General features: G+C 42.9%; 13 protein-coding genes. 11 read left to right on the top strand and 2 right to left on the bottom strand.

Annotated elements, in window-relative coordinates:
- Positions 1–52: 52 nt before the first annotated feature.
- The 5 genes from ACXAEY_RS17315 (at position 53) to ACXAEY_RS17295 (ending at position 6,162) form a co-directional block, all read left to right on the top strand.
- On the top strand, positions 53–418 hold the full coding sequence (locus ACXAEY_RS17315) for a response regulator (protein WP_270180796.1): 366 nt from the start codon (positions 53–55) through the stop codon (positions 416–418).
- Positions 411–3,287, top strand: coding sequence for an ATP-binding protein (locus ACXAEY_RS17310; protein WP_474813746.1), 2,877 nt, complete (start codon positions 411–413; stop codon positions 3,285–3,287). Before ACXAEY_RS17315 ends, ACXAEY_RS17310 begins: the two co-directional genes overlap by 8 nt.
- 163 nt (positions 3,288–3,450) lie before the next feature.
- Positions 3,451–4,452 carry an NAD-dependent epimerase/dehydratase family protein gene (locus ACXAEY_RS17305; protein ID WP_474813745.1) on the top strand — a complete coding sequence of 334 codons (1,002 nt, stop codon included), beginning with the start codon at positions 3,451–3,453 and terminating at the stop codon, positions 4,450–4,452.
- 18 nt (positions 4,453–4,470) lie between these two features.
- A complete protein-coding gene (locus ACXAEY_RS17300) occupies positions 4,471–4,896 on the top strand; it encodes a DUF1801 domain-containing protein (RefSeq protein ID WP_270180799.1) in 426 nt (141 codons plus the stop codon).
- Positions 4,897–4,908: 12 nt separating this feature from the next.
- Positions 4,909–6,162, top strand: coding sequence for an MFS transporter (locus ACXAEY_RS17295; protein WP_474813742.1), 1,254 nt, complete (start codon positions 4,909–4,911; stop codon positions 6,160–6,162).
- Between the two features lie 37 nt (positions 6,163–6,199).
- On the opposite strand, the gene ACXAEY_RS17290 is transcribed toward ACXAEY_RS17295, so the two are convergent.
- Both ACXAEY_RS17290 and ACXAEY_RS17285 read right to left on the bottom strand, forming a co-directional pair.
- Positions 6,200–7,228 carry a phosphatidylglycerol lysyltransferase domain-containing protein gene (locus ACXAEY_RS17290; protein WP_474813740.1) on the bottom strand — a complete coding sequence of 343 codons (1,029 nt, stop codon included), beginning with the start codon at positions 7,226–7,228 and terminating at the stop codon, positions 6,200–6,202.
- A gap of 168 nt (positions 7,229–7,396) precedes the next feature.
- A complete protein-coding gene (locus ACXAEY_RS17285) occupies positions 7,397–8,119 on the bottom strand; it encodes a 3-ketoacyl-ACP reductase (RefSeq protein WP_474813737.1) in 723 nt (240 codons plus the stop codon).
- Between the two features lie 201 nt (positions 8,120–8,320).
- On the opposite strand from ACXAEY_RS17285, the gene ACXAEY_RS17280 reads away from it, so the two are divergent.
- From ACXAEY_RS17280 to ACXAEY_RS17255, 6 genes are all read left to right on the top strand, one after another.
- Positions 8,321–9,745 carry an aldehyde dehydrogenase family protein gene (locus ACXAEY_RS17280; RefSeq protein WP_474813735.1) on the top strand — a complete coding sequence of 475 codons (1,425 nt, stop codon included), beginning with the start codon at positions 8,321–8,323 and terminating at the stop codon, positions 9,743–9,745.
- 138 nt (positions 9,746–9,883) lie between these two features.
- Positions 9,884–10,861 carry an NAD(P)-dependent alcohol dehydrogenase gene (locus ACXAEY_RS17275; protein ID WP_474813733.1) on the top strand — a complete coding sequence of 326 codons (978 nt, stop codon included), beginning with the start codon at positions 9,884–9,886 and terminating at the stop codon, positions 10,859–10,861.
- A gap of 94 nt (positions 10,862–10,955) precedes the next feature.
- Positions 10,956–11,900, top strand: a complete 945-nt coding sequence (locus ACXAEY_RS17270) for a heme-dependent oxidative N-demethylase family protein (protein ID WP_474813731.1) — start codon at positions 10,956–10,958, stop codon at positions 11,898–11,900.
- A complete protein-coding gene (locus ACXAEY_RS17265) occupies positions 11,897–12,340 on the top strand; it encodes a hypothetical protein (protein WP_474813729.1) in 444 nt (147 codons plus the stop codon). The genes ACXAEY_RS17270 and ACXAEY_RS17265 overlap by 4 nt, the downstream gene beginning before the upstream one ends.
- Before the next feature lie 12 nt (positions 12,341–12,352).
- Entirely contained in the window at positions 12,353–13,300 is a 948-nt protein-coding gene (locus tag ACXAEY_RS17260) for a PDR/VanB family oxidoreductase (RefSeq protein WP_474813727.1), read from the top strand.
- An 81-nt stretch (positions 13,301–13,381) separates the two neighbouring features.
- Positions 13,382–13,969: a TetR/AcrR family transcriptional regulator gene (locus tag ACXAEY_RS17255; protein WP_474813726.1), complete on the top strand. Its 588-nt coding sequence runs from the start codon at positions 13,382–13,384 to the stop codon at positions 13,967–13,969.
- Positions 13,970–13,973: the final 4 nt, after the last annotated feature.

The following is a 13,973-nucleotide window of genomic DNA, read 5'->3' as shown; positions in this document are numbered from 1 at the left end:
CTACTTCTTTCTTTTTAGGCTAGTGAGTATAGAAAAAGGATGTGTAGTGAATATGAATGCGAGAATACTAGTAGCAGACGATGAAGAAATTTTGCGCATGTTGATCGTAGATACACTTGAAGACAATGACTATGAAATCGATGAAGCAGAGGATGGGGCTGAAGCGCTCGATCTCATCAATTCAAATCCTTATGACCTTGTGCTGCTCGATTACATGATGCCCGAGATGACAGGCTTAGAAGTTATCGAAACGATCAGAGCCAAAGGGAATCATGACGTAAAGATCATGATGTTAACAGCTAAGGCACAAAAGAAAGATGAAGACCTTGCGAAAGAAGCAGGAGCAAATTATTTTCTTTCAAAACCTTTTAGCCCTATCAATCTATTAGAAACAGTCGAGGCAATCTTAGATGAATAAACGCTGGAAGAATAGTCTTTCTCATCAGTTTGTAAGAATTATGGGAGGGTTTCTAGTCGTTATCGTACTTGTGACGATAGCGCTTGGGTTATACACACATCAAATCGAGAGAACGTATGAGAAGAAGATAAACGATCTCAGAAGTAAATATGAAGCTGCGATTGAGCTTGAAGATAGTTTGAACCAGATGTTTTTTGAAGCTAGAGGGTACTTAGGGTTTAGACTTGATTCCCCTTTCCTCGCATCTTATGAACAAGAAAAAGCTAAGATAGAAGAAAACATCTCGAACCTAGAACCAAAGTTAAGCACAGACGAAGAACGGCAAAAAATAAAGGATCTTGAAAATTATCTCGTTCGCTATAATCGGTTGTTTGAAGAAGCGCTAGATTTAGTGTCGGCTGATAATACAGAAGGACTTCAACGACTTTCTCGAGACATGGGTGGGAGTGACCTCGTATATACAGCCAAAGATTCAATCAGAGAACTCGTCAACTCAATCAGAACGGATATTAAAGAGACTGATGAAGAGCTCATCAACCGTCTTTCGACGATACAAGACCTTTTCATAGCGTTCGTTGTTTTCCTACTCTTGATCGCTACCGTGCTTGTCGGTGTGATGGCTCGAAAAGTTGGTCGTCCTCTACATGAACTGGCGATCGCCTCGAGTCAAGTTTCAGCCGGCGAGCGTGTTGAGGTGCCTCATGAAAAAAGGTTTGATGAATTAGGTGAACTAGCGAGAGCTTTCAACTCGATGGTGATGAGCATCCAAAGCAATGAAAGTAAACTGATCAGTACAAACGAAGCGCTTCTCAAGCAGCGTGAGGAATTAAAAGTTAACAAGGAAGAACTTGAGCAGAGCGTCAAGACGATGAATTATCAAACAAAAGTTCTTCAGCATCGCAATCAGTTGAACCGCGCATTAGCGTCAACCTTGAGTAAAACAGATCTTCTGCAAAGCATCATTTCGAACTTGATCGAAATTCTCAATGCTGATAGAGGATTGATCGTTCTCCTCAATCAAAATAAGGACTATGCATCGGTTGGCTTAAAAAACGAGATGGTACAACGCTGGATTCATCATATCGATGACGGGCCAGCATTAAAAGCCATCACACAAAAGAACTATCACATCGTTAGCAGACAAGCGACTGAGGGAGAAGCTGGTTACCATGCTCTCGAGCGTTCTCTTTCATATGATCTATACTTACCGATTATTTCTGAGGGTACGCCTGTTGCACTTATGTGTCTCACACGGATCGGAAACGTATTTACAGAAAAAGAAGTGAACGAAGTAGACGACTTATGCAGGCAGATCTCACTGTCTCTCGACAAGCTGCGTTTATATGAAACTACGGAAAATGAACGTAAAGTTACGATGGAAGTTTTGAATACGGTTAGAGAAGGCATTCAGTTAGTCGACCGAAAAGGTGACACGATTTCAGTGAATAACCAAATGTGTTCGATGTTGGACGCGTGTATCTCAGATGAAAACCGAAAAAAAGACTTCGATGTGTGGAGCAGCACGTTTTTAGGAAAAGTGGATGAAGGATATCGGGACGTGGTAAGAACATATATCAACCGTGTGATAAAAGGAATCAAACCGCAGGAAAGTGAACTCGTCTATCAAACAAACCATGAAGTTCCCCGATTTATTCGGATGTATTATGAGCACCTGCATAATGCGGATAAATTTATCGGTTCAATCTTTGTTCATCGAGATATTACGAGAGAATATGAAGTGGATGAGATGAAGAACGAGTTTGTTAGTACAGTGAGCCATGAACTCCGTACACCACTCTCAAGCGTGCTAGGGTTTACAGAGCTCATGATTTCAAAAGATCTAAAGCCTGAAAAGCAGAAGAGGTATTTGAAGACGATTCATAAAGAAGCGAGTCGTCTAACGGTTTTGATCAACGACTTTCTCGATATTCAGCGCATGGAATCAGGGAAACAAATGTATGAGAAGACGGCGATCAACCTAAAACCAATCGTTTCTGACGTGCTGGAGAGTTATATAGAAACGTACAAAACGCATCGTTTTAATATTGAGGATACGAGTGACCATCATGAGATATTAGGAGATACGGATAAAGTCACGCAATTGCTTAATAATTTGATTAGCAATGCTGTGAAATATTCTCCTGAAGGTGGTGAGATCACACTTCGTTTTGAAGAAAAGAACGGCATGATCCACCTGCACATAGAAGATGAAGGGCTAGGCATTCCAGATGAAGCGATGTCTCACTTGTTTGAGAAGTTTTATCGGGTGGATAACAGTGATCGACGTCAGATTGGTGGAACAGGCCTAGGCCTAGCGATTTCAAAAGAAATTGCCACAGCGCACGGAGGAGATCTGACTGTGACATCGAGCTTAGGACAAGGGAGTACATTTACTATTTCTTTGCCTATTCTAGGTAAAGAGATGGACACGCCTAAAGATGGTGGAGTTCTCATTGTAGAAGACGATGATAGTCTGGCGCTTTTATTGATGGAAGAACTAAAAGCGAGTGGGTTCGATGTATATCATTGCAGAAGCGGTGAATCTGCCATCCACATGATTGAAAAAATGACGCCGCGTGGCATCGTTCTCGACATTTTGTTAGATGGAGAACTGAGCGGTTGGGATGTTTTGAAGGTAGTAAAAGAAACGGAGCGGACGAAGGATGTTCCGATTGTCGTTTCAACGGTAACAGAAGACAAACAAAAAGGACTGGATCTCGGTGTGAAGGATTATCTCATCAAACCGTATCCGCCGCAAGACCTATCAAGGTCAGTCATCAAAGCGTTATCCTCAGAAGAGACGGGTGAAATCCTTATCCCAGAGGGTGCGATTGAACTTGGTAAGGACCAGGGAGAAAGGTGGAAGTAGAAATCTAAACGAACTTTCTTCAGGAAATAAGGGTGTGCCGATGAGCACATCCTTTTTTTTTGAAGTGGCACAATTATTCTTATTCCGACAAGAATAAAGGAATTTCAAGCTCGAAGAAGAAATCATATCATGTCTGACTTTAACTAAAAGGGGAGGCGTACGAATGAAACTTCTTATCCTAGGCGGTACGCGGTTCATCGGAAGGTATATTACTGAACGAGCATTAAAGAATGGACATGAAGTTACTCATTTCAACCGAGGAAATCACGCTTTTCCTGAAGTCGAAACATTGATTGGAGATCGAGACGGTGATCTGTCAGCTCTTAACGGACGATCGTTCGATGCGGTCATCGATACGAGCGGTTATTTTCCGAGAACCGTTTCCAATTCCACTGCACGATTAGCAGAAGTTGTCGATCATTATACATTTATATCGACGATTTCGGTGTATAAAGAGTTTGGCGAAAAGCCTTGTACCGAGGAGTCGCCTGTTCAAGTTATTTCTGAAGAAGAAGCAGAGAGAGTAACGGCTGAAGGTGCTGTTCCTGGGGAACATTATGGAGCGTTGAAGGCACTTGCCGAGAAAGAAGCGGAAAAGCACATGCCGGGGAGAGTGCTACATATACGGCCTGGTTTAGTTGTTGGACCGCACGATTATTCAGATCGCTTCAGCTATTGGGTGAAACGATTAGAAGAGGGTGGCGATGTGCTCGCGCCAGGAAGACCACAGCGTCCGATTCAATTCATCGATGTAAGAGACCTAGCAGATTGCATCGTAAAAATGACGGAAAAGAAGGTGACAAGCGTTTATAATGTCACGGGTCCAGAACGTCATCTGACGATGGGAGAGCTGCTTGATACCTGTATGCGCATAAGTGGAAGTAAAGCACTCCTTCACTGGTTAGATGAAGAGTTTTTGATCAGCCAAGGGGTTACACCATGGAGCGATCTGCCACTATGGTTACCGGAATCGAATAACGCAGCTGCTGACATCAGCGTTGATAGAGCGATTGCGAAGGGGCTAACGTACCGTCCGATCGAAGAGACCGTTAAAGACACGTTAGCGTGGCTGAAAACGAGAGACCCATCGCTCGATTGGAAAGCTGGCCTTGACCCTGAGAAAGAAAAGAAACTTTTGAATAAAACGGATCGAATGTATTCATAGTCTAAAGGAGAGTTTGAGATGGCTTATGAGTTAAAGACGAAAGAAAACGACAAAAGCGTTATCGAGTTTATTGAAAATGTTGAAAGCAAAAAGAAACGTGAAGATGCGTATCGATTGCTCGACATTTTTACTGAAGAAACAGGATACGACGCAAAGATGTGGGGAGAAAGCATCATAGGATTTGGCTCCTATCATTATAAATACAAAAGCGGTCATGAAGGAGATATGATGCTTGTTGGATTCTCGCCTCGTAAAGCGAAGATCAGTTTATATTTTGCAACAGGGGAACCGAAACGAGAAGAAATACTTGAACGCTTCGGAAAGCATACAACTGGGAAAGCATGTGTGTACATCAATAAAGTAGACGATATCGATGTTGATGTACTGAAAGAATTGATTCATGAGTCGATCACATTTCTACGTGAAACGTACCCAGAGCAGTAGAGCGGTGCAACTGTGAAACGAATCCATTATAGCTGGATCATCTTAGTCATTACCTTTTTCACAATCATTGTAGCAGGTATCATCCGTTCATCTTCAGGGGTTTTTATCATTCCGTTTGAAAATGAGTTCGGCTGGGATCGCTCGGTCATTTCGTTGGCATTTGGAATCAGCTTGTTTCTATATGGTTTTTCTGGTCCTTTCATGGCAGCTCTTATCGAGGTCGTCGGACTGAAGAAAATGATGGTGTTCGCCATGATGACGCTGCTCTCTGGTTTAGGGTTAACATACGTGATGCAGGAATCATGGCAGCTCATCTTAATTTGGGGCGTAATCATCGGTCTTGGATCAGGTCTATTTCTTACAGTTCTGAGTCCGTATGTGGCGAACCGATGGTTTGAGAAAAGAAGAGGACTAGCGATTGGAATCTTAACTGCAAGCACGGCAACGGGCCAGTTAATCCTTTTGCCACTTCTTGCGATCATCATCGATCACTATTCGTGGCGATGGGCGGTAGGACTCATCTTCCTTCTCAGTGTCGTGATGTTTGTCGTCGTTTTGTTATTTATGAAAAGTTCACCTCGGGATGTGGGTGTTCTTCCATATGGACTTGAGGAGGAGCGCGAAGAGAGTGAAGCGTTCGGGAATAAGAATCCGATTAAGATGGCGTTCGGTGCTCTTCTTGAAGCTGTAAAAGTTAAGGCTTTTTGGCTGCTTGCCGGAAGCTTCTTTATTTGTGGCCTCTCAACGAGTGGCTTGATCGGCACACATTTTATCTCTTACTGCATAAGTTTTGGAATTACTGTAGTGACGTCTGCAGCACTACTTTCTTTTATGGGAGTATTTGATTTGATCGGAACAACGCTATCAGGATGGTTGTCTGATCGGTTCGATAACAGGTGGCTATTATTCTGGTATTATTCGCTAAGAGGCGTCTCGCTGTTACTGTTGCCATACGCACTGACTGAGGGCTCAGTCACGTTACTCGTAATCTTCTCAGTTTTCTATGGATTGGACTGGATTGCAACAGTGCCACCGACGATCAACATATCGCGGCAAATCTTTGGTTTGGAGAAAAGCGGCATGATCTACGGCTGGATCTTCGCCTCTCATCAAGCAGGCGCTGCCGTTGCAGCATACGGAGGCGGACTCATCTATAAGGTTTTCTTTTCTTATACGTGGGCATTTCTTTACGCTGGAATGTTTTGTTTGCTTGCGAGTCTGTTTGTCATCCTGATTAAAAAAGATACGAATCTAGTAAAGGCATAAGCATAAAAAGGAGACGGGCATTCCCGTCTCCTTTTCTTTAACCTGTATTTTGCAGTAATTCCCTTATGCGGGAAAAAGCTTTTGTTTTCGCTACTGGTGGATGATTGATCAACGCGATCAGTTGAACAATTAACGTTGGAAAGAATGATTTTTTGTGGCAAATATATTTCGGTTCCCATGAGTCCGCGAACTTGGCTTTAAATTCTTGTAGTCCTTTAAAATTATAGCGGCTGTTTCCGTGACAAAAGGCAAGGCGCATCAGGCGCTCACACATCGGCGAATCTTTGTGATTTCCAACATTCGAGAGCGGGGCCATTCCGAGGCTGCACTTCTCAACGTTTTGTTCTTTTAACCATTTGAATATATGAATAAACAACACATCCATCGTTCCGTGTGGACTGTTTGCACCCTTCCTCATCAAATCGATACAGCTGTAACTAGAAGTCGCGATGGTGGCAAACGCGATGATCTGACCCTCAGGATTTTTCAGTAAAGCGATTGGAAAAGATAAAACGTAATCTTCGCTGAACGAGACGACAGAAAAGCCTTTCTCCTTCTGAGACCCAAGCCATGACTTCGAAACCTCTGCTACTTCTCGGAGAAGTCGACTGGAATAAGGAGGGTGCATGACGGAGAACGTGAATCCGTTCCGCTCAAATTTATTACACCTTGTTCGAAGCTTCGCCCACTGCTTCCCAGCAAACGTAAGGTTCTCGAGGTTTACGATCGCTTCCTCACCGATTTTCGTAAACCGGTACCCATGCTCATGGTAATGGTGCATGTAGCGTGGAGATGCCTGATAGAAGATCGGCGTTAATCCAAGCTCTCTGCTGTAGTCGCAAAATTCGTCGATGGCATCTTTTAGCAAAGACTCCTCACCGATCGGGTCACCTAATACCATCAATTTGCTTCCGGTTCGTCTGTATGCGATTAACACTTTACTTTCCTGAGCCCAGAAAATCTGTTTATCCTGTAATAAAATCAGGTGTGATAAGTGATGGCCGCCATATTCTCTTAGAAACGAGACAACCTTATCCATATCAACATCGAATTCATTATCAAACATGTACGCTCTTCCTCCTGCGTGTTTTGCATCTCTATAAAGATAACATATGTTGAGAATGAACGTTGCAGTAATTTTTGAACGGTTATGGAATTTTCTTTCTTTAGTAATTATGAAATCCGAACATACAAAAAAGGAACCTTCATCCTTATTAAAGGTTCCTTTCTCTTTTTAAAATGGATTTGTCGCCCATTGCAGAGACTGTTTAATAAACATACGAGGATGCAGTTTCAATTGACCAACCATATACTCAGCAAGGTCTTCAGGCTGCATATACTTTTCTTTATCATTTTTATCAGAATCGCCTCCAAAGGCAAGCTCCGTTGCGACAAGGCTTGGGTTTAAGGTGAAGACACGAATGTTGTTTCGTCTCACTTCCTGCATAAGTGCTTCCGTCATACCCTGGATCGCAAATTTGGATGCATTATAAGCACTCGAACCTGCCGTCCCTTTTAATCCACTACTCGATGAGATGTTGATGATGTCTCCAGCGTCCTTTTCAATCATCTGCGGCAGGACTGCTCGAGTAACGTGATATGTACCGTACACGTTTACTTCGATCGCACGCTTCCATTCTTCTGGTTCAAGTTCTAAAAATGAGCCGTACACACCGATCCCAGCATTGTTAATCAGGATGTCAGTGAAGCCTAATTCATCGTGTAATTTCTTTACCGCATATTCGACTTCCTCAAGGTTCGCGATATCAGCAGGTGCGACCACTGCTTTTACCCCGTAAGATGCAGCTTCTTTTGCTACTTCGTTAAGCTTACTTTCTGTACGAGCGATCAGTCCAAGGTTTACGCCCTCTTTTGCGAGTTCAAGTGCAGTCGAACGTCCGATACCACTTCCTGCACCAGTTACGATTGCCGTTTTTCCTTTGATCTGTTGTCCCATTTCATACACCATCCTCTCAATGTTTGCCTACCTTTAAGTGTAAAGTTAGAAACGGAGAGAAGCAAAGAAAAGGGTTTCATTAGATTGAAAACCATCATGATGTTTGAAGTCAGCTGTTAGCGGAAACAGTCACTATGTACACGGAAAAGAGAAAATATGGAAATGAAAAGAATTAAAATTGACCAAAGGAGTTTTTACATCATGCGTAACCATTTAAAACATTACATTAACGGTGAATGGGTCGAATCAACCGGTTCAGAAACACACGAGGTGATCAACCCTGCAACGGAAGAAGTGATCGGAAAGATCAGCTTAGGAACAAAGGAAGACCTTGATAAAGCGGTAGCTGCCGCACGAGCAGCATTTCCAACATTCTCTCAAACAAGTAGAGAAGAACGTGTTGAGATGTTAGAAAAAATAGCAGAAGAATATGCGAATCGAAAAGAAGAAATCATCGACGTGATTACAGAGGAACTTGGATCACCCCGTAAGATATCAGAGAACGTTCACTATAAGATGGGGTACAACCATTTTTCTGAAGCGGCGAAAGTGCTGAAAGACTTTTCTTTTAAAGAAGATCGAGGGGATCATACCGTATTGAAGGAATCAGTAGGCGTCAGTGGATTGATCACTCCGTGGAATTTCCCAACGAATCAAACGTCAACTAAAATCGCGAGTGCATTTGCTGCGGGAAGTCCAGTTGTATTAAAGCCTGCTGAAATAACACCATTTGCTGCGATTATTCTTACTGAGATCTTTGATAAAGTAGGTGTTCCTAAAGGGGCCTTCAACTTAGTGAACGGAACAGGTGAAACAATTGGTGATGGCATCAGTTCACATCCTGATATCGACTTTGTTTCATTTACAGGTTCCGCAGCAGTCGGAGAGAAAGTCATGAAGAACGCATCAGAAACAATCAAGAACGTTGCGCTTGAGCTTGGTGGCAAGTCTCCACTGATCGTGCTCGATGATGCAGACGTGAAGAAGGCAGCGAAAGTTGCGGTCAGTCACATCGCAACGAATACTGGACAAGTTTGCTCTGCCGCAACAAGAATTCTTATTCCTTCTTCGATGAAAGATGCTTTTGAAGAAGCGGTGGTCAATGCATTGCCGAAGTTCCCAGTCGGTGATCCACAAGGCGAGAACTACATCGGACCACTCGTATCAGGCAAGCAATGGGATACTGTTCAATCCTACATCCAAAAAGGGATCGACGAAGGTGCTAACTTAATCGCTGGAGGTACCGGGAAACCAGAAGGACTCGACAAAGGGTTTTATGCGAAACCTACTATCTTTACGGATGTGAAGAACGATATGGTCATCGCACAGGAAGAAATCTTTGGTCCTGTGATGTCAATCATCACTTATGAGACGCTTGATGAAGCAATCGAAATCGCGAACGAAACTGTATATGGTCTAGCAGGCTATGTCGTTGGTGAAGACAAAGAAACGCTTCGAAAAGTAGCTTCTAGCATCCGCGCTGGACGCATTACTGTCAATAAAGCTGAACTAGATCCTTCCGCACCGTTTGGCGGCTACAAGCAGTCTGGAATCGGCCGCGAGTGGGGCGATTATGGTATCGAAGAATATCTAGAGAAAAAAGCAATCTTAGGATACCCAGCTTAAGAAATTGTGAAATAGTTATGATCAGCTGCTGTTTGCAGCTGATCTTTTTTTGTGAGATGAAATGGACTAATTTACATACATAATACGTTAGTATCGCCAATAAACTAGTTCCGTCCAGTTTTGGAATGGAGGGAAACGATGAAAGCTGTTATTTGTGAAAATTATGGCGGTCCAAACGTTCTACAGATGAAAGAAATTGAGAAACCAGCTATTAAAGATAAGGACGTGTTGGTGAAAGTCTATTCAACAACTGTTTCTTCAGGCGATGCACGAATCCGTCGTGGAACGAGGGAGTCGTTACCATTCTGGCCAATTTCAAAAATGGCCATCGGATTTCATAAACCAAGGAAACCAATATTAGGGATGGACTTTGCGGGAGAAATCGTCGAGGTGGGAAATGAAGTGAAGCGGTTTAAGATCGGTGACCATGTCTTCGGATTTTGTGGACAGGGAACGTATGCTGAATATATTCGTTTATCTGAGGAAGGTCCGCTCACACACAAACCACCCAGCATGACCTTTGAAGAAGCTGCGTCTATTCCGTTTGGAGGATGTTCTGCGCTAGATTTTCTAAGGAAAGGGAAGATTACTAGCGGACAAAATGTTTTAATCTACGGTGCATCTGGTAGTTTAGGAACGTATGCTGTTCAGCTTGCAAAGTATTTTGGTGCAGACGTGACAGCGGTCTGCAGCTCTACGAACGTTGAGTTGGTGAAGTCTCTTGGTGCAGATGCAGTAATCGATTATACGAAAGAAGACTTTGTTGAGCGTGGAGAGAGGTATGATATCATCTTTGATACCGTAGGAAAAACAACTTTCTCACGGGTTAAGGACGCTCTTAAACAGAATGGTTTATATGTATTAGCTGTGTTTCACTATCGAGAAATCTTTCAGATGATCTGGACTTCAAAAATAGGCAGCAAGAAAGTGATCGGCGGGATAACGGACGAAAACGTGGATGATTTACGTTTTTTGAAGAAATTAATTGAAAAAGGGAAACTAAAAGTGGTCATCGATCGATGTTACCCAATCCATCAAATTGCTGAAGCACATGAATATGTAGAGCGGGGGCACAAGAAGGGAAATGTGGTCATGAAGTGGGAAGAACGGTCGTAGCGATGCTACGGCTTTTTTGCATACCGCTAATGGAGGAAAACAGCTCGTCATTATGGAAGTTAGTCACTATCTACAAAAATGGCAGGTGTTCAGAATGTCTAGTAAGGTAGAATTTCCGTTCCCATTTACGTCTGATCACTATGAATACACAAATAATTCCTCACCTCTCATTCCAGCGCGAACCCTGACAGTTTCGAGTAATTATGTAGAAGAAGTTCGGTTGAAACGAAAACTTCTTGAAGAAAGTCACGAGCGTTGCTATCGCTCCTTACCTATTTCGCTAGAGTCACAGTGGGAAACCCTGTTGCTCGTTTTCAGAGAATTAGCTACGTACGAACCTGAGCACTTTTCCTTGAAACGGAGAGGGAACACATACGTATTTACTAATCACTTGCTTCAAGAGGAAGAAACGTTTGTTTATCGAGATCACTCTTCAATAGACTTCGAGCCCCTAGATCTAGTAGGTCGCCACGTACAGGAGGATCTTATCGTGATGGGTGACAGGCATGATGGGTTGTTTTTAGAAGCAGGACAGCTATGCTTTCCTTCGAATTGGTCGTTAACGTTCGTGCTTGGAATGGAGTTTCAGGCGATCCATACGCCAGTTCCAGCGATAGCGGAATTCATAGAAAAAGTAGAACGGTTCATCACGAGGATACGTCCAAACACAGCATGGGAACGTAAGAATTGGTCCATTACCATTTCACATAAGCTCGATACGCCACTTGAAACGTATTCCGACTGGGGAAAGCTTCGATATCACGTAACGGAAGAAAATGCAGGTGAATTGGTGAATTTACGTGTCGAGGTACAGCGATTATTTCGATTACCAGTAACGAACGACATCTTGTTTTCGATTCATACGTACCTGCTTCCACTAAACGAATTAGTGGCGAACGATGAATGGCTGGAGAAGTTTTATACGAACGTAAAGACACTTCCCCAGGAACTCGCTGACTATAAAGGCATTTCTCTGTATAAGCCTGAGTTGTTGGGGTTCCTTGAGAAGGCTTTGAAAAGAAGGAAGATTGAACGATGAAGAAAGCGCTGAAAACGTATCGTCATGTGTTGATAATTACAGATCTTGTTCATAGGGAAAGAGCAAAGTGCAAGCAGCAGGAATTACAAAATGGAGATAGATTTGTTCAGCTTAAGGTAATCATTCAGCTTGGTGATGGGACAGTAGAAGCGTTGTTATCTGAACAACCTATAGGGAGCGCGCTCATCCTTTACGGGGAAGGAGCGCTAGAAACGGAGCGAGTGGCGGTTTCGTTGGGCTATGCAAGGAATGATATATACATAGAAACACATCAACAGATGAGGGCTTTTTGTTCGCAGTGTCATCACATTACGAGTCTAGTGAATGATGATAGATTTGTTTGTGAAAACTGTCATAACAAGCTTGAGCCTTCAGAGCATTATTCATCGTATCATAGAGCAAATCTCGCTTATCCTGTATTCACAGAATCAGACGATTAAAGGATGAAGAAAATGAAGGATCGGTATCAAGTAAAAGTGGAGAAAATCAAAGAAGTAACATCTCATATAAAAGCATTCACACTTTCTTCTGAAACAGCTGTGGATCCGTTTGGTGCTGGTGCTCACCTCACGCTGCATCTTCCCATGGGCGATCGTCAGTATTCTCTCATCAATAATCCTCTGGAAATGACAAATGACTATCAGATCGCTGTAAAAAAAGTAAGTGCTAACGGTGGTTCTCATTATCTTCATGAACACCTTGAAGTAGGTGATACCTTTCTAGTTTCAGGGCCTGACAATTACTTTCCTGTTCATCTAGAAGCACAGCACGTTATTTTTTTCGCTGCAGGAATCGGCATCACCCCTTTTCTTTCGATGATGCCTTACTTATCCACACTGGGGAAAACGTTTGAGCTTCACTATGCGGTGAAAAATGTTGAAAGGTGTCCATTTTATGAGGAACTTTCGAAGTACACTGAACAAGTTTTCTTTTACAGTGGTTCTCGTGAGGTAAAAAAGAAGCAGGTAAGAGAATCGTTAGAGTACAGGAAGGTTGGGACTCATGTATATGTGTGTGGTCCTGAAACCTTTATGGAAATGGTAGTGGATACGACGAGAGAGCTCTGTTATCCATCTCGCGTTGTACATGAAGAGCGATTTAGACCTGCAGCTAAGATTAGAAATCCTAAGCCGTTTCGCGTGACGGTTAATGGAGGAGATAAGATTCTTGTGAATGAAAATGAAAGTTTGTTAGAGAGGCTTCTAGACGAAGGCTATCACGTTTCTTATGCCTGTAGAATGGGGATATGTGGATCATGCGAAGTTACTGTATGTGGAGGGGAAGTCATCCACAGCGATACTTTTTTAACGGAGAAAGAAAAGGAGAATAAGATGCTTACGTGCGTCTCTAGAGGAGTGGGGGAGATCGCGATCCACGTTGTGGAAACGAATTCCATGTAAATTGTTTACATGTGAATTTATGTTCGGTATAATAATGATTGATTAATCAATCAATAAAAGTAGTTGAAAGAGGGGGATGTTATGGCCTTACCAAAATCGGAAGAAAAGCGTGCACGTATTTTAGAAGCTGCGATCCAAATGTTTTCTCAGAGCGGTTATTCGAAGGCAACGATAAAGGACATCGCAAAAGAAGCCGGGGTTAGTTTTGGAACCGTTTTTACATACTTTGAAAATAAAGACGAACTCTTTAAAGCGGCGGTGCTTGAACCGTTAGATGAGATCAAACGAGTGATGTTAGTATCACCAGAGCCAACAGAAGAACCGGTGGAGCAATTAAAAGAACTCATCTCCGCTCACTTTCAATTCTTCGCTCAGCAGGCGACGTATTCACGCATGATTCAGTACGTGATCGGACAGCCAGACCGTTTTCACGAGCTCTTCCTCGAATTGGACCGATTTTCTTTGGAGCTAAGAGATGCACTACGTCCTCTTATTTTGAAGGGGCAGGAAGTAGGCGAGCTCATCGAACTTCATCCAGATGATTGCGCGGATACGTATCTTGCTTTTTTAAACGGTGTTCGGTTGACGCGAATCGATAGCTACGAAGAAAGAAACCGGTGGGATATGTACATTCAACATGCACTCTTGCTATTTGGACCAAAACAGTAAGGAG

It is taken from the genome of Anaerobacillus sp. ABA4_114, assembly GCF_056159065.1.
Note: the sequence above shows the minus strand (reverse complement) of the source record. Positions and strands in the feature narration are given on the sequence as shown.